The sequence below is a fragment of the Streptomyces albipurpureus genome, from assembly GCF_023701525.1.
Lineage (GTDB): Bacteria > Actinomycetota > Actinomycetes > Streptomycetales > Streptomycetaceae > Streptomyces > Streptomyces albipurpureus.
Map to the genome: position 1 here is coordinate 148,234 of NZ_JAMQAW010000008.1, position 20,419 is coordinate 168,652.

Annotated in this window: 24 protein-coding genes; 9 read left to right on the plus strand and 15 right to left on the minus strand. The window is 68.7% G+C overall.

All coding sequences use genetic code 11. The annotated features are described in order from the left end of the window. Window positions 1–35: 35 nt before the first annotated feature. Window positions 36–1,220, minus strand: coding sequence for an aromatic ring-hydroxylating oxygenase subunit alpha (locus NBG84_RS09705; RefSeq protein ID WP_250918916.1), 1,185 nt, complete (start codon window positions 1,218–1,220; stop codon window positions 36–38). A 166-nt stretch (window positions 1,221–1,386) separates the two neighbouring features. Between NBG84_RS09705 and NBG84_RS09710 the strand changes: the two genes are divergently transcribed. After that, a complete protein-coding gene (locus tag NBG84_RS09710) occupies window positions 1,387–2,442 on the plus strand; it encodes an aldo/keto reductase (protein WP_250918917.1) in 1,056 nt (351 codons plus the stop codon). A 264-nt stretch (window positions 2,443–2,706) separates the two neighbouring features. Here NBG84_RS09710 and NBG84_RS09715 read toward each other — a convergent pair whose 3' ends face one another. Both NBG84_RS09715 and NBG84_RS09720 read right to left on the minus strand, forming a co-directional pair. Then, window positions 2,707–3,645 carry an SDR family NAD(P)-dependent oxidoreductase gene (locus tag NBG84_RS09715; RefSeq protein ID WP_250918918.1) on the minus strand — a complete coding sequence of 313 codons (939 nt, stop codon included), beginning with the start codon at window positions 3,643–3,645 and terminating at the stop codon, window positions 2,707–2,709. A 90-nt stretch (window positions 3,646–3,735) separates the two neighbouring features. Then, entirely contained in the window at window positions 3,736–5,223 is a 1,488-nt protein-coding gene (locus NBG84_RS09720) for an aldehyde dehydrogenase (protein WP_250918919.1), read from the minus strand. Between the two features lie 106 nt (window positions 5,224–5,329). On the opposite strand from NBG84_RS09720, the gene NBG84_RS09725 reads away from it, so the two are divergent. Further along, window positions 5,330–5,899, plus strand: coding sequence for a TetR/AcrR family transcriptional regulator (locus NBG84_RS09725; protein ID WP_250918920.1), 570 nt, complete (start codon window positions 5,330–5,332; stop codon window positions 5,897–5,899). A 348-nt stretch (window positions 5,900–6,247) separates the two neighbouring features. On the opposite strand, the gene NBG84_RS09730 is transcribed toward NBG84_RS09725, so the two are convergent. The 5 genes from NBG84_RS09730 to NBG84_RS09750 all read right to left on the minus strand — a co-directional run bounded on the left by NBG84_RS09730 (window position 6,248) and on the right by NBG84_RS09750 (window position 9,358). Further along, window positions 6,248–6,673, minus strand: coding sequence for an ester cyclase (locus NBG84_RS09730; RefSeq protein ID WP_250918921.1), 426 nt, complete (start codon window positions 6,671–6,673; stop codon window positions 6,248–6,250). Beyond that, window positions 6,673–7,548 (minus strand): hypothetical protein, encoded by an 876-nt coding sequence (locus NBG84_RS09735; protein WP_250918922.1) that lies wholly within the window; start codon window positions 7,546–7,548, stop codon window positions 6,673–6,675. The genes NBG84_RS09730 and NBG84_RS09735 overlap by 1 nt, the downstream gene beginning before the upstream one ends. Further along, complete coding sequence (locus tag NBG84_RS09740; protein WP_250918923.1) at window positions 7,545–8,279, minus strand: MerR family transcriptional regulator; 735 nt, start codon at window positions 8,277–8,279, stop codon at window positions 7,545–7,547. The genes NBG84_RS09735 and NBG84_RS09740 overlap by 4 nt, the downstream gene beginning before the upstream one ends. 285 nt (window positions 8,280–8,564) lie before the next feature. Next, the gene (locus NBG84_RS09745) at window positions 8,565–8,921 is read right to left on the minus strand and encodes an SCO4225 family membrane protein (protein ID WP_250918924.1); all 357 of its coding nucleotides are present in this window, start codon (window positions 8,919–8,921) and stop codon (window positions 8,565–8,567) included. Between the two features lie 83 nt (window positions 8,922–9,004). Next, complete coding sequence (locus NBG84_RS09750) at window positions 9,005–9,358, minus strand: SCO4225 family membrane protein (protein ID WP_250918925.1); 354 nt, start codon at window positions 9,356–9,358, stop codon at window positions 9,005–9,007. Window positions 9,359–9,659: 301 nt separating this feature from the next. Between NBG84_RS09750 and cutA (NBG84_RS09755) the strand changes: the two genes are divergently transcribed. Together cutA (NBG84_RS09755) and NBG84_RS09760 are read left to right on the plus strand one after the other, a co-directional pair. Next, entirely contained in the window at window positions 9,660–9,980 is a 321-nt protein-coding gene (cutA, locus tag NBG84_RS09755; protein WP_285366573.1) for a divalent-cation tolerance protein CutA, read from the plus strand. A gap of 219 nt (window positions 9,981–10,199) precedes the next feature. Next, window positions 10,200–10,646: a tetratricopeptide repeat protein gene (locus NBG84_RS09760; protein ID WP_250918927.1), complete on the plus strand. Its 447-nt coding sequence runs from the start codon at window positions 10,200–10,202 to the stop codon at window positions 10,644–10,646. Between the two features lie 253 nt (window positions 10,647–10,899). On the opposite strand, the gene NBG84_RS09765 is transcribed toward NBG84_RS09760, so the two are convergent. The 4 genes from NBG84_RS09765 to NBG84_RS09780 form a co-directional block, all read right to left on the minus strand. Next, a complete protein-coding gene (locus tag NBG84_RS09765) occupies window positions 10,900–12,186 on the minus strand; it encodes an acyl-CoA thioesterase/bile acid-CoA:amino acid N-acyltransferase family protein (protein WP_250918928.1) in 1,287 nt (428 codons plus the stop codon). Between the two features lie 181 nt (window positions 12,187–12,367). Next, window positions 12,368–12,829 carry a methyltransferase domain-containing protein gene (locus tag NBG84_RS09770; RefSeq protein ID WP_250918929.1) on the minus strand — a complete coding sequence of 154 codons (462 nt, stop codon included), beginning with the start codon at window positions 12,827–12,829 and terminating at the stop codon, window positions 12,368–12,370. Between the two features lie 2 nt (window positions 12,830–12,831). Continuing rightward, entirely contained in the window at window positions 12,832–13,071 is a 240-nt protein-coding gene (gene tgmA, locus NBG84_RS09775) for a putative ATP-grasp-modified RiPP (protein ID WP_250918930.1), read from the minus strand. 147 nt (window positions 13,072–13,218) lie between these two features. Further along, window positions 13,219–14,553: a tetratricopeptide repeat protein gene (locus NBG84_RS09780; protein WP_486679372.1), complete on the minus strand. Its 1,335-nt coding sequence runs from the start codon at window positions 14,551–14,553 to the stop codon at window positions 13,219–13,221. A 140-nt stretch (window positions 14,554–14,693) separates the two neighbouring features. Between NBG84_RS09780 and NBG84_RS09785 the strand changes: the two genes are divergently transcribed. The 3 genes from NBG84_RS09785 to cutA (NBG84_RS09795) all read left to right on the plus strand — a co-directional run bounded on the left by NBG84_RS09785 (window position 14,694) and on the right by cutA (NBG84_RS09795) (window position 16,341). Continuing rightward, window positions 14,694–15,149: an ATP-binding protein gene (locus NBG84_RS09785; protein ID WP_250918932.1), complete on the plus strand. Its 456-nt coding sequence runs from the start codon at window positions 14,694–14,696 to the stop codon at window positions 15,147–15,149. A gap of 71 nt (window positions 15,150–15,220) precedes the next feature. Beyond that, complete coding sequence (locus NBG84_RS09790; RefSeq protein WP_250918933.1) at window positions 15,221–15,619, plus strand: hypothetical protein; 399 nt, start codon at window positions 15,221–15,223, stop codon at window positions 15,617–15,619. A gap of 395 nt (window positions 15,620–16,014) precedes the next feature. Then, window positions 16,015–16,341: a divalent-cation tolerance protein CutA gene (gene cutA / locus NBG84_RS09795; protein WP_250918934.1), complete on the plus strand. Its 327-nt coding sequence runs from the start codon at window positions 16,015–16,017 to the stop codon at window positions 16,339–16,341. A gap of 40 nt (window positions 16,342–16,381) precedes the next feature. Here the strand turns inward: cutA (NBG84_RS09795) and NBG84_RS09800 are convergent, their stop codons facing one another. Next, a complete protein-coding gene (locus NBG84_RS09800; RefSeq protein WP_250918935.1) occupies window positions 16,382–17,641 on the minus strand; it encodes a helix-turn-helix domain-containing protein in 1,260 nt (419 codons plus the stop codon). 131 nt (window positions 17,642–17,772) lie between these two features. On the opposite strand from NBG84_RS09800, the gene NBG84_RS09805 reads away from it, so the two are divergent. Then, on the plus strand, window positions 17,773–18,522 hold the full coding sequence (locus NBG84_RS09805; RefSeq protein WP_250918936.1) for a hypothetical protein: 750 nt from the start codon (window positions 17,773–17,775) through the stop codon (window positions 18,520–18,522). After that, window positions 18,522–18,959 (plus strand): hypothetical protein, encoded by a 438-nt coding sequence (locus tag NBG84_RS09810; protein ID WP_250918937.1) that lies wholly within the window; start codon window positions 18,522–18,524, stop codon window positions 18,957–18,959. Before NBG84_RS09805 ends, NBG84_RS09810 begins: the two co-directional genes overlap by 1 nt. 513 nt (window positions 18,960–19,472) lie before the next feature. On the opposite strand, the gene NBG84_RS09815 is transcribed toward NBG84_RS09810, so the two are convergent. Both NBG84_RS09815 and NBG84_RS09820 read right to left on the minus strand, forming a co-directional pair. Next, window positions 19,473–19,907: a VOC family protein gene (locus NBG84_RS09815; protein WP_250918938.1), complete on the minus strand. Its 435-nt coding sequence runs from the start codon at window positions 19,905–19,907 to the stop codon at window positions 19,473–19,475. An 89-nt stretch (window positions 19,908–19,996) separates the two neighbouring features. Beyond that, on the minus strand, window positions 19,997–20,389 hold the full coding sequence (locus tag NBG84_RS09820; RefSeq protein WP_250918939.1) for a VOC family protein: 393 nt from the start codon (window positions 20,387–20,389) through the stop codon (window positions 19,997–19,999). Between the last annotated feature and the right edge of the window lie 30 nt (window positions 20,390–20,419).

Consider the following 20,419-nt stretch of genomic DNA (forward strand, 5'->3'; position numbering starts at 1 on the left):
GCGATCAATCGTTCAGTCGATACGGTGTCGATCGTTCAGTCGATGGGGCCGGCGAACTCGTCCGGCGCGAGTGGCGTGGCCACGTCTTCACGGATCTGCCGCATCATGTGCCGGGCCCGACCCTCCCAGGTGCTGGAGGGGCCGACGCGGTAGAAGGGCGAGCGGAGGTTCTCCATCAGGACGGTCACCATGTCGGTGTCCTCCTTGTTGGTCAGTTCGAGATTGACCAGCTCGCGTTCCTGGAGCTCGATGTCCTCGGTCAGCCCGTAGATCCGGGAGACCAGCCGGGTCTTGTCGGGGGCGATCGGATCGGCCCTGACCATGATCAGCTGTGAGGCGTAGGGCAGCGGAGTCAGATTCGGGTAGATGAACTCCGCGTAGCTGCCGCGCAGATCGTCTTCGTCCAGGTCGGTCCGGCCGAGGGAGAAGTCAAAGCTCTCGCTGTGGGGCTTGTAGCCGCTGGTGGTGCGCCCTTCGAAGCGCACGATGGTGTCCATCTGCTTGCGCACCTTGTTCAGCCGGCGGTGCACGAAGCGGACGTGGTAGTCGTCGTTGGAGTTCTCGACGAAGACCTTCCAGTTCATCGGGAACGTCTCGTCCAGCTCACGGTGGTAGCGGTGGTAGTTCCCGATCTTGTACGCCTCGTACCGGGGCAGCAGCGGTGCGATCCACTCCTCGAAGGAGGGGGCCTTGTGCGACAGACAGGCGAACACCAGCTTGTCGAACGCGATGTGCACCCGGATCGGAACCAGCCCGTAGCTCTGCATCGGGAAGTCCGGCCCGTACATCCGCTCCTTGTCCGGGATGGACAGCAGCTTGCCGTCGAGGCCGTACGTCCACGCGTGGTACGGGCAGGCAAAGGCCTTGCCGCAGTTTCCGGCCGGGTCAAAGGCCACGCCCGACGCGCGGTGCCGGCAGTTGTTCAGGAACCCCTTGACCGAGCCGTCGCGCTGCTTGACGATCAGCACCGACTGGGTCCCGATCTTGCCGGTGATGAAATCGCCGGGCTTGACCAGGTCCTCGGTGTCCCCGAGCCAGACCCACGAGCGGCCGAAGACCCGGATCATTTCCAGATCGAACAGGTCCTGACTCCATACTTCCCAGGGCTGGAGCATGTCGCTGGGCAGCGGCGACTCGACGAGTCCATCGCTCTCCCGGCCCCTGGCGGCGCCGGCCTCGGCGACCACCCCCTCGTGGAGGGCGAGTTCCGAAGCGTTCATCCGGTCCAGCACAGCTTCCTCCCCAACACCTTCGATGCTTTGCGATGTGCTTGAAGGTAGGTCGGGGGCGTACGGGGACGATATGTGCTTGAGGCACGAACATCGGCCCTCCGCGCTGCCCCCCGGCCACATCGGTGCACCACGGCGGGCGTGTAAGTCTCGGGCGATGGACTATGTGAACCTCGGCGGAACCGGCCTACGAGTCAGCCGTCTCGCCCTCGGCACGATGATGTTCGGGGCGTGGGGCAATCAGGATCACGACGCATGCGTGGAGATGGTCCACGCGGCCCTCGACGCGGGCGTCAACTTCATCGACACCGCGGATGTGTACGCCTTCGGAGAGACGGAGGAGATCCTCGGCCGGGCACTCAAGGGCCGGCGGGACTCCGTTGTGCTGGCCACCAAGTTCGGCGAGCAGATGAACCACGACGAGCCGCTGAGCCGCGGTGCGTCCCGACGCTGGATCACGCGCGCGGTGGAGGGCAGCCTGCGCCGCCTCGGCACCGACCACATCGATCTCTACCAGCTGCACCGACCGGACCCCGGCACGGATCTGGACGAGACCCTGGGCGCGCTGACCGATCTCATCCGTCAGGGCAAGGTCCGGGCGATCGGCTCATCGGCCTTCACCGCCGAACAGCTCACCGAAGGCCAGTGGACGGCCGAACGCCGAGGTCGGGAGCGGTTCACCGTCGAGCAGCTGGCGTACTCGGCCTTCGCCCGGCACGCCGAGGCCGGCACCCTGCCCGTCTGCCAGCGCTACGACCTCGGGGTGATGGTCTACAGCCCGCTCAACGGCGGCTGGCTCACCGGCAAGTACCGCGCGGGCGCCGCGGCCCCCGCCGACTCCCGGGCCGTACGGAACGCGGAGCACTTCGACCACGCCCAGGAAGCGGTAAGGGACCGGAAGTACGCCCTGGTCGAGGAGATCGCCACCCTCGCCGCCGACACCGGCCACACCATGATCGAACTCGCCATCGGCTTTGTGCTCGCCCACCCGGCCGTCAGCTCGGCGATCATCGGCCCGCGGACCATGGAGCAGCTCACCGCCCAGCTGGGCGCGGCCGAGGTACGGCTGGGCCCGGAGGTGATGGACCGGCTGGACGCCCTGGTGGCCCCGGGCACCGATGTGAACCCCGCGGACTGCCCGTACGCCCCACCCGCTCTCGCGGACCCCGCACTGCGGCGCCGGGACCACGCCCGGGGGGTGGGACAGGGGTAGGGGTTTGAGGAAGATCGGAACGAGAACCGTCGCTCAGCCCTGGCGGTGCTTCGGAAGCCCTTGACCTGGTCTTCTGTGGCAGCGGAGCCTTCGGTAGTCGTTGTTGACCGACGGTCTGGACCGGCTGCGCCGGGGCCGGTGCGGGTGCCCGGGCCGTAGAAGCAGTGGTTTCTGGAGCGGGCGGGGGAGGTGTGCCGCGCGCGGGCCCGGGTTCGGGGCGGTTCTTGGTACGGCGGGATTCGGAGGGCTCGTCGGGGGTGCGGGTCAGCCTCGGACTGCGTCGACGAGGGCGAGTGAGACGTCCCAAAGGCGCCGGGCGGCGTCCTGGTCGAGGGCCCACGCGCGTACGCCGTGCAGTCCGTCGATGATCTCTTCGACGGGTTCGGCCTCGTTGCAGTCGTCGAAGTAGCGGCCGCTGACGCCTCGGAGCCGGGGGGAGGCGGCCAGGAGCACGCTGGTGGCTGCTCCCTGCTGGAGGGTCTTTCCCGGGAAAGCGGCCTGGAGCCGTGCTCGCCGGTCCGGGTCCCAGTGGCGTTGCAGGTTGGTCCAGACGCCGCCGGGCATCAGGGCGTTGGCGGTGATGCCGTGGTGGGCCCAGCGGCGGGTGGCTTCCACTGCGAAGAGGATCTGGGCGGTCTTGGACTGTCCGTACGCCTGGCCGGGGTCGTAGGGGCGGCGGCGGAAGAACAGGTCGTCGAAGCGGACGGGTGAACTGCCGTGGCCGCTGGAGCTGACGGCGACGATACGTGCCTCACCGGTGGCTGTTGCCGCTTCGGTGAGGGCGCTCTGAAGGGCCAGGGTCAGGGCGAAGTGCCCCAGATGGTTGGTGGCGAACTGGAGTTCCCAACCGTGGCGGGTGTACGTCTGAGGGGTCTCCATGACGCCGGCGTTGTGGATCAGGGCGTGCAGCGGGCCGTTCCACTCGGTGCTGAATGCGCCGATGGACCCCAGGTCGGTGAGGTCGAGTCGGCGGACGCTGACGCGATCGTTGCCGGTGGTGGCCGCGATGGTGTCGGCGGTTCGCTGTCCGGCGTCCATGTCGCGGACAGCGAGTGTGACCTGTGCTCCGCGAGCGGCGAGGGCGCGGGCGGTTTCGACCCCGATGCCCGAAGAGGCACCGGTGACGATCATTGCCCGGCCGGTGAGGTCGACGCCGGTGGTGACGTCCATGGCGGTGCTTGAGGCGGTGAAGGGTGTCGACATGAGCATGCTGGGATCCAGGTGAGTGACATCCGAGGGTGGGGAAGGAGCGGTCCGGTCCGCAGCGGCGGACCGGACCGGGCTGCGGTGCCGTCAGTCGCTGATGACCCGCAGCGGTTCGCCGTTGAGGAAGATGACGTGCGTGTTGAAGAAGGCGTCCAGGCCCTCGGGGCCGAGTTCACGGCCGTAGCCGGACTGCTTGACGCCGCCGAAGGGCACACCGATGTCGACGGTGATGCCGTTGTTCAGGTTCACGGTGCCAGCGTGGATCCGCTGCGCGATGCGCAGGGCGCGCTCGGTGTCGGTGCTGTAGACGGCGCCGGACAGCCCGAACTCGGTGTGGTTGGCGATGCGGACGGCTTCTTCCTCGTCCCGGTAGGTCAGGACGGTGAGCACGGGGCCGAAGATCTCCTCTTGTGCGGCCTTCGCGTCCGGTGACAGGCCGGTGATGATCGTGGGAGCGATGTAGTAGCCCACGTCGTGGCCGGGGGCCCGGCCGCCGCCGACGGCGAAGGTGCCGCCCTCCTCCTTCGCGGAGGCGAGATAGCCCAGGACCCGTTCGTAGTGCTTGCGGGTCACCATCGCCCCCACATCCGTGGCCGCGTCGCGCGGGTCGCCGACGGTGAGCTTCGCGAACGCCTCGGCAAGGGCACCGACGATCTCGTCGTGACGGTGCTCGGGCACGATCAGCCTGCTGGGGTTGGTGCAGCTCTCCCCGTTGTTCCCGCAGACCCCGGGTACCAGGGTCTCCACGACGCGCGGCAGGTCGGCGTCGTCCAGCACGAGCGCCGGCGACTTCCCCCCGAGCTCCAGCGTCAGCTGCTTGAGGGTATCGGCGGCAGCGGCGGCGATGCGTCGCCCGACCACGGTGCTGCCCGTGAAAGTGATCTTGTCGACGCCGGGGTGGCGCACCAGGTGGTCGGCGCTCGCGGGCAGGGCGTTGACGATGTTCAGTACGCCGGTCGGCAGCCCCGCCCGCAGCGCGGCGTCGGCGAGGTAGCCCGCGCTCAGCGGGGTGTCCTCGGACGGTTTCATGATGACAGTGCAGCCGGCCAGCAGGGCCTGGGGCAGCTTGAACGCGGCGAGCGCGAGCGGGGCGTTCCAAGGGACGATGGCCGCCACGACGCCCACCGGCCGCTTCTCGATGCGGGCGCTGACGCCCGACACACCGGTGCGCAGCTCGGTCAGCTCCGTGTCGTCCGCCAGCGAGGCGTAGTAGCGCAGCAGGCCCGGCATGGTCAGGGCCCCGCCGCGGCTCTGCCCGACCGGCAGACCGGTCTCGGCGATCAGCACCTCGGTGACCGGATCGGTGTCCCTCTCCAGTTCCCCGGCGAATCTCGTCAGGATCTCGGCACGCTCGTGCAGGGTCAGCCGCGGCCAGGGGCCCGAGTCGAACGCGGTACGGGCCGCGGCGACGGCCGTGTCGACGTCTTCGAAGGTGGCTGCGGCAGCCGATCCGATCTCCTTCTCGGTCGCGGGGTCGACAACCCGGATGCGCTCACCCGAGGAGCCGGGGAGCCAGGTGTCGTTGATGAACAAGTCCCGCTCGAACACGGGTGACGAGGGCGAGGGCGTACTCATGGCATACCTTCCATCACGTTCAGTAATACAAATAACTGGATGGTTACTATCTAGGCATCGGGTTCGGTGTTTGTCAATAACCGGTTGGTTACCTTAGGGTGGTGCCATGGCCTACGACTCTGCGGCGACCCGCGCAAAGCTCCTCGTGGCGGCGATCGAGGAGTTCAGCACCTACGGCTTCGCCGGCGCTCGCATCGACCGCATCGCTGAGTCCGCGGACGCCAACAAGCGCTCCATCTACGTGTACTACACCAACAAGGAGCTCCTGTTCGCGGCCGCCCTGCACAAGGTCATCAGCGAACTGAACGACGCGGTGCCGCTCACCGAGGACGACCTGCCGGGGTACGCGGGCCGCATGTTCGACTACCTGACGCAACACCCCGCCGCACTGCGCATGCACCTGTGGCGCCAGTTGGAACGGCCCGAGCTGGGCCCCGACGCGGCGGACGTCTACAGCGAGAAAATGGCTCGTATGACCGCGGGCCCGGCCGCCGGGCACCTCCCGTCGACCGATTTGCTGGTCCTCATCACCGGGCTCACACAGAGCTGGGTCCTCGCACCGCGAGACCTCCTCACGGCCGCCGACGGCGACGACCCCTACCGGCCGCAACGGCTGGCCGAGCACCGGGCCGTCATCGTCGAAGCCGCCCGCCGCCTCTGCGCACCCGCCCCGTAAGCCGCAGTGGGCTCGACGTAGGGACGCGGTCGTCGCCTCGGCCCGCTACCGGGACTGATCGCAGTGCGCCGGGTTGTGGCCAGGTGACGCCGAGGACCGGGCCCGCGCGGCAGTCGAGGCGATGGCCGTCGAGCGCGGGGAGTTACCGGTCCGGCGCCCCGGCATGGAGGAACCGGATCGGCGCCCGCGGGCTCGTCCCGAACGCCCTGGTGCTTTTCGACACGACGTACAACATGGCCGCCGTCACCCAACTGGTCGCCGACGGCTTCGATGTCGGCGACCAGGACGTCGCCCAACTCCGCAGGCCGGCGTTGGGAAAGGGGCTGCGAGGGGGCGTCGGCCACCTGGTCAGGAGGGGGAAGGCGGCGAGATTTGCTGCATGAGGCTGATCATGTCCGGGGCCACCCACTCCTCCGCGATCCTCTCGTTCTCGACGCGGTAGAGCTCGATGCTGCGGAAACTGACCGGCTGGTGCGTCGCGGCCACGCCCTGGAAGGTGCCCTGGTGCGTACCGCGGAAGTGGACGCGTACCGCCACCTTGTCGCCGTCGCCGAACATGTCCTCGACGGTGATCTGGAGGTCGGGAAAGCCTTCGAGCATGGCCTGAGTGCCCAGCTTCCAGATCTCCGGCCCGTGCAAGGGGTCGGGTACGCCGGGGAGGTTGGCGATGAAGTCCTCCGCCAGCAGAGCGACGCATGCGTCGAGGTCGCGGCTCCGCAGGTGCTGGTAGGCGGTGCGCAGCAGGGCCATGTTCTTCTCGGGGGCGGTGTTCATCAGCCGTCCTCTCTCACGGGGATTCGGGTGGGCGCGGGCGGGCGCAGGGTTTCGGCCAGGGCTCTCGGGTCGTCGGCGTGGAAGCGGATGGTTCGTGCTTCTCCTGTGCGGCCGAGGGGGCGGGTGAAGACGAGGGGACGGTTGAGTTCCAGGGTCACTGTGGTCTGGCCGGCCACGATCAGATCGAGCACGCCCTCCTCGGAGAGCGTCATGAGCCTGCCGTGGGGGTAGCGGCGGTCGACCCGGGCGGAGGCGATCGTCTCCGCGGGGACGGTGAGGTCGAAGAGTGCTCCGTAGCGGATCCGCAAGGAGCCGTCGGGGTGCACCACATGCGGCCGGGTGACGCAGGCGGCGTGCAGGCCCAGCACCTGAAGGACCCCGTACACGTCGAGAACGAGCATGACGTAGTGGACAACGGGCCAGGGGATCAGATAGGCCAGAGCGACCGTCTCGATCACCGCGACGAAGAGCAGTCCGTACAGGAGCGCTGTCTGCGGTCCGGTGTAGCCGGCGGCGTGGTCCCCGGGGCCGACGCCGTGCTTCCGGCGCACGGCCCACAGGCCGAGTGAGACAGTGGCACGCACCTCGTGCGCCAGGAGTTGGCGCATCTGTACGGGGACCAGCGCATGGGCAGCGGCCCGAAGGGCGGCCGCCGGCTCAAGACCCCGGCCCCGCTGGTGTGCGTACAGCGAGCGCAGCACCCACGCCTGTAGTGCGAAGGCCGTGAGGGCCACGGCCCCGGCGGTCGCGGTGGCCCACCCTGGGGGACGTATCCCCGAGGCCAGGCACACCAACCATGCCAGCTCCCCCGGTACGACGGCCCCGGCCGTGATCCGCGACGCCCGCACTCCGCGAACCCTCCCGTCCCCGCTCATCGTCGACTCCTGTGCGCAAACGCCTTCATGACCTTGCGGATGACTGCCGCCTGCGCCGGGGCGTACTCAGCGAGCAACGCCTCCTGGAATCCCGTCGCGACCTGTCCCTCGGCGGGGATCGCGGTGAACACCTCGTCGGGGACGGCCGCCACCAGGTCGGCGGCGAGGGCCGGGATCCGCGGATCGTCCGTCGAGGCTTCGGCGAGCGCGTCGAGGCGTTCGTACAGCGCGAGCACTCCCGGGTCGGACGCCAACGGCCCCAGCGCGGCGAACGCTTCCTGGCCGGGGGAGCCCAGGGCGTCGAGCAGCATCAGGTGCTCGCGGTCCTTGGCGGCGGCGGGCGAGGCGGTGGGCGGCGCCTTCGCGAGGAGCGCGGCGAGCGCGGGGGACAGCGGTTGGTCCTGACCCGTCCCGGCGGCCAGCAGCACCGTGAGCCGCCGCCGGCGCTCCGCGATCTCGGCCTCCTGCCGGGCGAGGTCGGCGTCCAGCTCCTCCAGTACCTCGGTCAGGTCGCGTCCCGCGTCGTCCGCGAGGACGTCGCGGACCTCGTCGAGGCTGAGTCCGAGCTCGGTCAGCTGGCGTACGCGGGCCAGCAGGACGGCGTCGCGAAAACCGTAGGCCCGGTACCCGTTGGGGCGCCGCTCCGGTTCCGGGAGCAGCTCGACATGGTGGTAGTGCCGGATCGCCCGGGTCGTGACCCCGACGAGCGCGGCGATCTCTCCGATCCGCATGGCCTCAGTAGAAACCCTGCCGTCGCGACAAGGTCAAGCCCGTTGCGGTCGCGTGTTCAGCGGCGGGTGTCGCCGGGAGCGAGGAGGCTGGTCAGCTCGGCGATCGCCCCGGGGGGAGTCTTGACGTACCGGCGCCGTCAGCTCCCACCAGGGCCGACGGAGCTCAGCGCCGGATTTCGCTCCGATGTTCCAAGTGCCGCCAATTGCAGCAGACGCGAATTCGCGACGGTATGCGTATCGGCCCTCGGGCGGCCCCGCACCCGGCGAGGGGAGCCGAGGTTGGTCTCAGAAGGCCTGGCGCGGCTGCCCCGCCCGTAGCTTGCGGGCGAGCAGGCCGAGCAGCACGGCGTTGACCAGCCCGGCCAGGGCAGTCCCCGTGGAGAAGACCACCGGGGTCAGCCAGTCGAGAGAGGAGTCCCACTCGGGGGTCGGCACCAGCAGGGCGAGGACGCTGAGCGGTGCCGTGGTCATCAGCGGCCAGATCCCGGCGAACCCTGGGTCCCGCGCCACATACACCGCGTACAGGAAGAATCCCAGCGAGGCCGCGACCATCGCGAGGTATCCGCGTGCGAGCCAGTTGTCCACCGCGGGCGCCAGCAGGGCCCGAACCCTCCGCGGGCGGGGGTGTGCAGAACGTGCCATGTCCGTTCGTACCTTTCCGTTCGAGGGTGCTGCGAGTGCTGAGTGGGGGTGCGGGGAGGTCTGAGCGCCGACGCGGGAGGGGGTCACACAGGTCGGGCGGTGCGGCTGTCGCGGACGTGATGGGCGAGGGAGCCCAGTACGGCGGCGTTGACCAGTGCGCTCAACAGGAGCCAGCCGACGGAGAAGGCGATGGCGACCGCCTCGACCACCCCACCGCCCTCGGTGCCGGGACCGAAGGGGAGAGCCATGCCCAGGACGGACAGGGGCGCCGTGAGCAGCAGAGGAGCCATGGCGTAGGTGCTCTCCGGGGAGAAGAACGCGATCGGTAGGGAGGCGGCGAAGGCTGCCAGATAGCCCCGGGCGAGCCAGTTGTCCATGGCGAGCACAAGGAACTGGCGCAGACGTGGGAGGCGTCGCGGACGGGTGGCGTTCGACATCGCGGGTCCCTCGGTTCGGTTCGTGGGTGCTGATCTCCACGGTGGACCGCGGGACGCGTGTGGACATGAGTACGAGTACTCAACGCTGTATGGGTGGTTTTCGGCGGCGCCGACGCGGTGGATGCCGGGCACCGGGGCGTACGGCCTTTCTGGAAACGGTCTGAGGGTGGCTTCGTTGACGCAGGTCAGACAGCCTTTCTAGATCCCTGCCGACTTCTCCGCACCCCCCAGGGCAGCTGCGGCGTCGGGCACGCGCCTGGGTAGGCTCGGTATCCCCGGACCGAGGAGAGCCGACGTGTCGATGGACGTGGTGATGGCGCGGGCCACCCTTGATGACGAGGGAAGGGCGGGGGAGTTGGCGCGCGGCGCGGTGGATCGCAGGCTGGCGGCGTGCGCGCATATCGACCCTGCCTTCACGGCGGTCTACCGCTGGCAGGGTGCGGTGCAGTCGGAGCGGGAGTGGCGGATCTCGTACAAGACGACTCGGGATCGCCTGCCTCGGCTGGCCGAGTGGGTCGCGGCCAACCACGGTTACGACGTTCCGGAGTGGATCGTGCTCCCGGTGGAAGGCGGCTCGGAAGCGTATCTGGCGTGGGTGGTGGCTCAGACCGCTGAGGCGTAGCCCGCCTGGCTGGTCGGTTCGGCCTCAGTCCGGCCCAGGACCTGCCGAGCTCGCGTTGGTGGTGGAGGTGTCGGGCCGCCTCGTTCGCTCAGCTGTGGCTTCAGTCGGGGGACGGGTGCCGGGCCCACACCGCTGGCTGGTTCACACTCTCGGCAAGGGGACCGGGGGCGTCTATCCTGCCCCCTGGCAGGTGGGGGCGGCACCAAGAGGGGGGTCAGCGTGGCCGGCATTTTACTGTTCGTCGCTGCGGTTCTGAGCATCATCGGTGTGACGACGGACCGGGGCACGTTCACCGAAGTGAGCTGGATCCTCTGGGTCCTGGGCATCCTGCTCCTGGTCAGCGGGGCCCTGCGCCGCAGACGGCGGGTGTCGGTCGATGAACTGAGAGTCGGCGCGGCGGGGGGCGACCCGGGGGCACTGCGCGGCCTGGCGATGATGGCCAAGATCCAGGGCGACTTCGATGAGGCGGAGCGTCTGCTGCGCATGGCCGTCGACAACGGCGATGTCGAGTCGATGTGGGAGATGGGCAGACTCGTCGAGCAGCGCGACGGACTTGAGGAGTCGGAGCCCTGGTTCCGTATGGCGGCCGAGCGAGGCCACTTCGTCGCCAAGCGGTTCTTCCGCCCGGGGAACCCGCTCAACAGGGACGGCAGCAATCCTCTCTAGGACCCGCCCTGAAGGAGGTTCAGTGCTCCGCATCGGGCCCGGGCCGTTGCCCTGGTGAGCCCGATGCGCCGGGCACTGACTGATTGTCAGATCATGCTGGCCGATCGTCAGCGGGGCATCGAGTGTCATCACGTCGTGTTGGGCTCCGTCCCTGGCCGTACGTCTCCAGGGCGGCCTCACGGAGGTGGCTGCCGTCGGCGCGTAGATCCCTGGGTACGCCGATGGGCCCGGGGTGAGCGGTATCGGTCGTCCTCTAGTCCTGGAGCAGCGACAGCACCTGAGGCCAGCTGTCGGAGCGTGCGTGGGCGTCTGCGGCCGGTGTGCCGCCCATGTGGTAGGTGACACCGTTCAGCGGGTGCTTGAAGGATCTGGCGAGAGCGGTGTACGGGGGTGTGCTGACGCCGTGCCCGGCCTGGGGATAGATCAGCGCCCGGTGTCGGCCACCCGAGGCCCCCTTCTGTTTGCCGATCTCCTCGGCCGAAGGCGCCGCCGGCCACAGCCCGTCTGCCCCACCCGCGATGGCCAGCACGGTGCCGCGCACCCGCTGGAGGGGAATGGGCGCGTGCTTGACCGCCTTGCCGTCTTTCGTCCAGGCCGCGTCGTTGCGGGGAAAGCCCGTGTTGGTCTTGTGGCTCGGGGCATAGGCGACGACGTCCTGGACCAGGTCCGGGTAGTAGTGGGCGAGGAGTTGCGCGGCCTCGCTGCCGCGTGAGGCGCCGATGACGTGGGGGCGCTGCGATCCGCTGCCGTGCTCGCGGTTCAGCAGCCGGGCAGCGGTGGCGAAGTACTCCAGTTTGATCCCCGACAGGGTCTTGGGGCGCTCATCGCAGCCGAAGTAGCACAGGGCGAGCACGGGGTGTCCCCGGGAGGCCAGCAGCGCGGGGGAGAACTTGTCGCCGAGGCCGCCTTCCGAACCGCCGAAGCTGAGCACCGGCGGGCGGCGTGCGGCGCCGGTGGGCGGCAGATACAGCGAGCCCCGCACCCCGTCCTCGGCCATGGTCAGCGGTCGATGGGTGACACCCTCACGCATCCAGGTGCGGGTCAACCGGTGGGCCGCGATCTGCTTGCCGTCGGCGTTGACCGCCAGGTGCACCTCGTAACCTGGCTGGTGCTCCGGCGGCTTCGCGATGAACCAAGACTGGTCGGCTACCCCGCTCTCCGGCTTCATCGACCAGAACAGACCCATGCCGTCGGCCTTCTGATACGTCCCCGAACGCGGCCGGTCACGGGTCAGGTCCACCGCCCCCGTTCTGTCCGCCGTGAACGTCGCCTGCCCGTTCCACTGCTGATCCCTGTAGTCCGCGGCCTGTGCGGTGACCGTCACCTCCTGACCCGCATCCAGGCCCGTGACCTGGATGCGCACCGGCTCATCGGCCAGGGCCACCGGCTTGTCGACCCGGAGCTCCACTTCAGCGCCGCCCTTGTCGCCCCCGGTGCCTCCGCTGCACCCGGCCAAGAGCAGTAACGCGAGTCCGCTGGAAGCAGCAGCTATCCGTAATCCCGATTTCATCGTCCCCGCCCCCGATTCATCCGCAGTCATGTCACATGCGGAACTCCGCGGACCATCACGATGGTTCCAAGGGGGCCGCCCGGGGCCGGAACAGGCTGCCCACCTTCCTTCACCGGCCAAGCCGGCGAGGGAGACACGGCACTTTGCGCCGACGCCCTCTCCGATCACCTCGGTCGCGGATAGGCGCCGCCCGCGAAGCCCGCAAGGAGGGTCAGGTGGGCAGAGTCCAGCTCGGCCCGTCGGGGGTGTCAAGGCGTACCCGCTGTTCAGTGGGGGTGACGGTAAGGGTGAAGGCGGTCTGGGGAGGTGAGCCCGCTGCCTTCCAGGCATCGATGGCGGCTTCGACGTCATCCCAGAGCCGGTGGGGGCCGCCCTGGCGTACACGGAACCCGTAACCGCTGTCGTCGTTGGGGACCAGGGTGGCGAGGGAGCCGTCACCGATGTCGATGGCGTGGACCAGCCAGGGCCCCCCTTCCACTCTGGTGCCGATCTCCAGAACGCGGGCGCCGTCCTTCGGGTCCAGGTCCTCCAGCATCCGTACGACGAGACCGGGGAGATTGGACGAGTCGAGCCGGACGACGGGAACCCGCCGCTCGTTCAGCTCGGTGATCACCCAGTCGGCCGTGGGGTCGGCCAGCTCCGTGAGTACCACCACCGGGCGGTGAGTACTCATGCTCAAGAGCGGTCCTCGGCTTCGTCCTGCTCCGTCTTCTGGTCGTGGTCATCGTCACTGACGCTGGGACCGGCGCCGTCGCCCGGGTTCGTGGTGGTCGCGGTCTCCACCCCGCGGTGGGTCGAGTGCCTGCCCATCTCCAGTCGGCGGCCCTCCGAGTCCTGGTAGACCGCGGTCTGCGTGTCAGGGGCCAGTCCCACGAGCGTTGCGGTCTGCCTGCTCAGCGTCGGATAGGGTTCCATCCGCGTCAGGCCTCATGGCACTACGGTGTATCGGTTCATTCTTCTCCTCGAAGCATGGCTAGCCGGGGTCGCGCAATCTCCATGTGCGCCACGGCAACCGGTAGGACATAGGGGCGTTTTTAGTCGCCACCTATCGGCGGCCAGGCATCAAGCCGCACTCTTCAAGCGGGCGTACTCGTCCAGTCGCTCGACGGCATCCCTGGCGGAGACGGCATCGACTGGTCGGAGTGCCTCGGTCACCTCGGCAAGTCGTCGCATGACGCGACCGGACTCGACCTCGTCCAGGTGCTCCAACGTTTGCACCGCGTAGGTAGCGCCCTCTTCGATCTCTCCGGCCTTCACCAGGGTGCTGGCGAGCATCAGTCGGTACAACGCCCGGTTGCGGCCGTAGCTGCTCCTCTGGTGGGCCAGAGCAGCGCGGAAGAAGGGGACGGCGGCCTGGTGGTTGCCGAGTTCGTTGTAGAGGAGCCCTTGGCAGTACTCCACCTCCGTTGGCCCGTGGAAGGCGGCCCATTCAGAGGAGGGGTACCCGCGTCCCTTGTGGTCGAGAAGGCGCATGGCATCGGCAAGACGGCGGCCTGCCGTCTTGCCATCGGCCATCCCGGACAGAGCGCGAGTCTCCCGGCAGGCGATGATGGACTGGAGCACCGGCGAGCTGAGGCGGGTGGCGCGTTCTTGGGCGGCGTGTGCCAGGTCAAGGCCGTCCCGCGCTCGGCCTTCACATGACGCCTGCAAGCTCATCTGGGAGAAGACCTGAATCTCAAGGTTGGTGTCCCCGAGCGTGGCCGCCGTGGTCAGGGCCTCACGCCAGTATCGAAGGGCGGTGTCCTGGTCGGTGGCGTCGTAGTGCAGCCATCCGCACCATCCGGTGATCTCCCCGGAGAGGATCTTGAGCTGTCGGCCGATGGTGTCCGGGTATTTGCTGGTCTCGATGACCCGGCGCACCCGGCGCAGATGCCGGATGGCCAACGAGCGGACGGCCGCACCGCCGTAGGCATCGTCGAGTTGGAAGAGGGAGTGCAAACCCGCGCGGAGTTCGAGGAGATGGGTAGTGCCGACCGAGCCGGATTTGCCTGGTGGGGTGAGTGGCCGAAGGTGGGCTGGTAAGCCCACGGTAGCTGCCGCCCCTAGGGAGTCTGCGAGGAACGCGCGACGGTCCACGGAAGTGCCTCTCTGTGTGTGAAGAGGTTCACCTCCCAAGGTGACACCTGGCGGCGGCCCAGGGAACCCGAGTTCGGTCGGACAGATTCCGAACATGGCGTGCAGAATTCGCCAGGCGCGCCGCCGTGGCGCGGGAGGCGCGGGCTGACGCCACCGGCGTAACTGGCGGTCGGTCAGCGCGGCCGACTCATGCAGGACGTCCGCTGTGGCCTGGAAGGCCCGAAGGAAGTCTGCTGGCTTTGCCCACCCTTGCAGCAGACAGGCGTGTTCGAAGGACGTCAGATCAGACACCTCATCACCTTCCGTGGTTCGGTCGAACACAGAAGGTAGCGGGTTCGGGCGGATAGGAAAGTCCGTTTACGGTGAAAAGTCCGGCGAGAACGTCGTTTCTGGCTTCCGACGCCCGTCGCCTCAGGGGAGTTGACTCGTATGTGAGCAAGCCACTGAGGGGAGCCCGGTCCGTGAGCAGTCAGCAGAGCCCCGACAGCAGAGGGATGACGATCGACGCGCCCGTGGCCGAAGCCTCAGCCACAGGAAGGACCGTCTACACCGAGTCCCTGCGGAGGGCGCCCGAGTCCGTTCGATCCGCACGGCGCCTGGTCTCCTCGGCGCTACGAGCGTGGGGGCTGGAGCGGCTTGAGGACACTGCGTGGATCGTGGTCACGGAGCTCATGTCGAACGCTGTTGTGCATGCGCGCCTGAGCACGGTGCGGGTGACGGTGACGCGGCGGGACCAATGCGTGGTGCGGATCGCCGTGGTGGACCGGTCGCGACGGGTGCCGCAGTCGCAGGCGGCCGACCTCGATGACGAGTCCGGGCGGGGGCTGGCGATAGTGGCTGCGTTGTGCTCCGGCCGATGGGGCGCCGTCCCTCTGCGGCGGGGCAAATGCGTCTGGGCTGAGGTGGAGTTGGCGTGAGCGCTGCGACTACCGCCGCCGATTGCCGGAGCGACCACGTTGGCGATCCGCTTGGAAACGGTGCGTGACCGATGACCAACCCCGCAGATCCCACCTATCGCGCTGAGGCGATCGTGGAGGTGCCGCAGGGCGGCCCGGGTCAGACCGAGTCGGCTCAGTTGGTACTGGGGAGGTTCACCACTCCCTATGCAGGGCGCGCCTTGCGGTGGACCTGTGTTCAGGCGTCCCGTATCGCCAATGGTCTGGACCCGGACCCCGATGTGCCCTGGTCCAGCACCTTGATCTGCATGAGCCCGGATGACTGGCTGGACCTTGGGGACGCGCCCACCCGGTTGCGGAACTGGGTCGCGGATGAGGAGTCCCGGCTCGCCGCCTATCGGCAGTTGCGGGGCGGCGCTCCGTTCGCACTCACCGCGTCGGACTGGTCGGGCCGCTACGTGTTGACCGTATCGCCGGTGAACAGCGACTGACGTGACGACGCCGTCTCTCCCCAGATGTCCACCCCCTGAATACCCGGCCAAGGCAACGCAGCGGGACTATCAAGCGGGGTGGCGAAGAAGGTCCGTCCGGCCGTGCTCGGTACGACGGTCGGGCGGACCGCAGCGGAGAAGAGGGGCTGGACCGGTGCGCCACTTGGGCCGCGGGAGATGGCTGAAGCGCTGGACGCTCTCTCCTCGGACGGCGAAAGGTCGCTCGATGACCGGCTTCGACACTCGCCGGACCGGGCGTTGTCACATGCGCGTGGGAGAGCTCCGCTTCTTCCCGGATCTCCAAGCAGCGGGCGGCACGGGCGGCTGACCTCATCGACGTCGCCATAGGTGAGTCTCTGGGTAGGCTCGGTATTCCCGGATGGAGGAGTGTTGTGGTGCCTACGGATGTGGTGATTGCGCAGACCACTATCGATGACGAGGGGAGGGCGGGGGAGTTGGCGCGGGGCGCGGTGGATCGCAGGCTGGCGGCGTGTGCGCATATCGACCCTGCCTTCACGGCGGTCTACCGCTGGCAGGGTGCGGTGCAGACGGAGCGGGAGTGGCGGATCTCGTACAAGACGACTCGGGACCGCTTGCCGCAGCTGGCCGAGTGGGTCGCGGCCGCTCACAGCTATGAGGTGCCGGAGTGGATCGTGCTCCCGGTGGAAGGCGGCTCGGAAGCGTATCTGGCGTGGGTGGTCGCGGAGAGCACCGAGGCGTAGTCACCTCGCCGAGCGAGCTCGGTTGTGCGGGCGCGCAGCCTTATGAGGCGAGGTCGCGCAGGTGCTCGGCAAGGTCTTGCTCCTTGGCCGGAAGCCTCGCGATGATCGCCTGTGCGCGATCACGGCCCATGGTGTTGGGACGGGCGGTCGCCGCGGCACCGAACTCGCGTGCGACGTAGACGCCTTGATCAAGGTCTCCACCTTGGAGCAGGGCCGCAGCGATGTCGCCAAGGATGACGACACCCGCGTCCGACCGTTCACTCCCGAGCTGCTGTGCTGCGGTATGGGCGGCGTCGGTCAAGTCTGGATGTGAGAGGCGTCCGTAGGCGGACAGGACAAGCGCATCCAGTCTGGCAGGGCTCATGAACCGGGTCCACGCGTGTTCGGTGGTGTGGTCCGCGTAGTCGTAGGCGGTTCGGGCCCGATCGAGAGCACGCAGCGTGCTGGTGGTCTTGCCGGGTTCACCAGTTCTGGCCGCTTCCTCCGCGTGCCGGGCGTGGACCCACGCGGCGGCGGTGGCGGCACCTGGGCCTCGCACGTCGTGGGCCGCCTGGATGAGCAGATCGATCGCCTGGGTCGGGTCGGCCGTGCCGTAGCTCGCGTAGGTCAGGGCAAGGGCGCGGAGCGGGGGGTGGCCAGCCGCGATGGCGCAGTCGGCGGTGACGCGGTAGTAGGCGCGGGCGGCGAGATGGTCTCCGAGGTCCCAGGCCAGCCATCCCGCGAGGGCGGCGGTCTCTCCGGCGGCCACGATGAGAGCTCGCTCGTGCTCGCCAGCGTGAGCGAGTGCCGCGGTGAGGGTGTCGAGATGGGCTGCGACATGGCCTCGGAGCTGGTGGGCGCTCAGGTGCAACTCACTGATGTGCAGGGCTTCCGCGCGCTGGATGAGGCTATGGGCGGCCTCCGCGTCGATACGGCCACCGCGCCCGAGTGCATGGGCCAGGCGCCCCCACGGTTCCGCTGCCGCCGTGGCGCCGATGATCGCACCTTCTATCAAGTTCCTTCGTCTCATGCCGTCCTGCTCCTCATCCTCCCGATGATCCCCACTGTGGCGTCGAGCACGGGCGGCTGTGGCTTCCCTCTGGAGCTGCTTGGGCGGTACTCCGCAGGCGACAGCGATCTGCGCGACCGTGTGGTTCGTCGGGATGTTCCGGTTGTTCTCGTATCGGCTGATCTCCCTGCGAGTCAGCGTCTCCCGACCGGTGACCGCGTTGACTGCCTCGGCTTGCTCTTCCTGTGTACGCCCGGCTTCGCACCGGAGCCTGTACAGCAGGTGGCCGAATGACTCGTCGGCTGCTGACATGAGTGTGCCCTCTCGTCCGTGGACGTGGGTCCATCCTGACGCTCGGGCTCCCCCTCGATTTCCCCCTCGACAGAATTCTCCCCCCTACGATTCCCCTGGGACCGGCTCGTTGACGGCGATCTGATTGCCTCATGAGCGAGGAACAAGGCCCTCAGCCGGGTGAGCCGTCGATCCGCTCGGCTCTGCTGCGAGCGGCGGGAACCCATGGAGAGTCGGAGCCTCCGAAATCGCATGGATGTCTGCCGGCCCTGGAAGACGCGCAGTACCGCGCGCAGGAGGCCGAGCGCCAAGACCAGCAGTGCAGTCCGTACGGCGCGCGGCAAGAGGTTCCGGCCGTCACGAACGACCTGACGACCGGAGCCGAACGGCGACTCGCCGTCGCGCACTGGTTGCTTGCGGCGGCGGCTGAGCCCAGTCGGGCCCGTTTCGAATGGGCCACGTACGGTGTGGCGCTTCTGCGCTGCGGTGGCTTGTTCACCGCGGTCCGTATCCCCGGCGCCCTTGTGCGCGCTGCCGCGGACACCGAGGAACCGGAGGCCCTCGCGGAGTTCCTGGCCGAAGCCCTCCATGGCGGTCCGGTGTTCCACGACCCGCGGAGCCGTCAGTACTACGTGCTCACCCCGGCGAGCACTGCTCGCCGCTGGAGTCTCCAGGATGCCGACTGCCTTGGGTCGAACACCTTCCTCGGGGTGCCCGCGACCGACCGTGTGGAGCCGGACCTGAGCTATGGCGCGTACTGGGTGGTGCCCATGGACAGCCCGGGCGTGCTGTGCGCGGGCCAGGACGCCGCGAACTTGGCCGACTTCGCCCGGGTCATGGTCGCGAAGAGGCAGGAGGAGGAAGACGGCTGTCCTCGCGCCGAAGGGGAGGGTCGGGACTGATGGTTGATCCCGTGGGGCCCATCTACCGTGCCGAGGCGATCGTGGAGGTGCCGCAGGGCGGCTCGGAGGGAGCTGAGTCGGCTCAGCTGGTGCTGGGGAGGTTCGCCACCCCCTATGCAGGGCGCGCCTTGCGGTGGACCTGTGTTCAGGCGTCCCGTATCGCCAATGGTCTGGACCCGGACCCCGATGTGCCCTGGTCCAGCACCTTGATCTGCATGGACCCGGATGACTGGCTGGACCTTGGGGACGCGCCCACCCAGATACGGAACTGGGTCGCGGACCAGGAGTCCCGGCTCGCCGCCTATCGGCAGTTGCTGGACGGCGCTCCGTTCACACTCACCGCGTCGGACTGGTCGGGCCGCTACGTGTTGACCGTATCGCCAGTGCACAGCGACCGACCCGACGACGCCGTCTCTCCCCAGACGTCCACCCCCTGAATACCCGGCCAAGGCAACGCAGCGGGATCATCAAGCGGGGTGGCGAGGAAGGTCCGTCCGGCCGTGCTCGGTACGACGGTCGGGCGGACCACCCCATGACTGGCGCACGGCGTCACTGATGGTCCAAGGGGTCGAAGGCTCCGTCCGACTCATGACCGCCATCAGCCCCCGGCGGCCAGGGCGGTTTCTCGATCAACGCGTCGTCATCCACCTCCCCGGCACCTGGCCTCCGGCGCGGTGGCACCGGGGAGTCGTGGCGGGGGAGGGAGGGCAGGGACGCGGAGCCTACCGCTGGGCTCAGACCCCCTCCGGGGCCAATGGACCCACCGGTGACAACCACCGCCATCAACAGGTTCGAGCCCTGGCCGGGCAGCGCCCCAACGCACAACACCCGGCCGGAAACCCCCGGCCGAGTGTTGTGCTGCATGTACTGCCCACTGCCCGATCGGCACCACCACTCGTGCCGATCACACCGAGAAACCACCTGGTGCCGACAGCTGTACGCCCCGCCCGTCAGCTGGACGCTTCGTCGTCCTTGCCGCTCGCCTCATCCGCGTCAGGCGCGCGCCACATCACGATCTGGTTCCCCCACGGGTCGAGGAACGAGGCGTGGTGGCCGTTGAACTCCTTCCAGAAGCTCTGCTCCCACAGTGCGGTGGCACCGAGCAGCACGGCCTTGTTGAGGTAGTCGCCGGGAGGGCCGTCCACCAGGATGTAGACGCGGGTGTGCAGGCCCGAGCGCGGCTGCTGGGCGGGCAGGGGGGCCGGGTCGGGGTACTGCTCGGTCTCGCTGAAGATGCCCAGGTGGAGGCCCTCACCGGGGACCACCTGGTGGAAGACGCCCTGCGGCCGGGGGTTGATGGTCCAGCCGAACAGCTCCCGGTAGAACTCCGTCGATGCCTCGACGTCGGGGGTGGGCAGGTCAACGAAGATAAGGGTGTTGGTCATCGCGGTTCCTCGGGGTTTCTCGGTGGTGCCTGGTGATGCCTGGTGGTTCGGTCACACCGCGGCGAGCGCGGCCCGTCGCGGCCGGGGGCCTACGCCTCGGGGGCGTGGCCGCTCTTGAAGTAGGTGCCCTTGTCGCGCCAGAGCACGACCTCATTGCCCCAGGGGTCGCGGAAGGCCGCGTACCGGGCCTCGAACTCCTCCCAGGGCTTCTCCTCCCAGATCACCGAAGCGCCGTTGGCCACGGCCTTCTCCAGATAGGCGGGGGGCTCGTCGACCATGACGTAGATCCGGGGCACCGGGCCGCCGGTCGAGGGGCGCTCGTCCAGATGGATGCCGAGGTTGGGCTTGACTCCCGGCAGTACCTCGGAGAACTTCCCGGCCGGGCGCCGGTTGAAGGTCCAGTCGAAGAGGTCCGCGTAGAAGAGGGAGGTGGCCTCGACATCCGGTGTCGGCAGATCCATGAAGATCACGGGGTTGGGCATATCGGCTCCAGGGTTGTGCTGTGTTCGGTC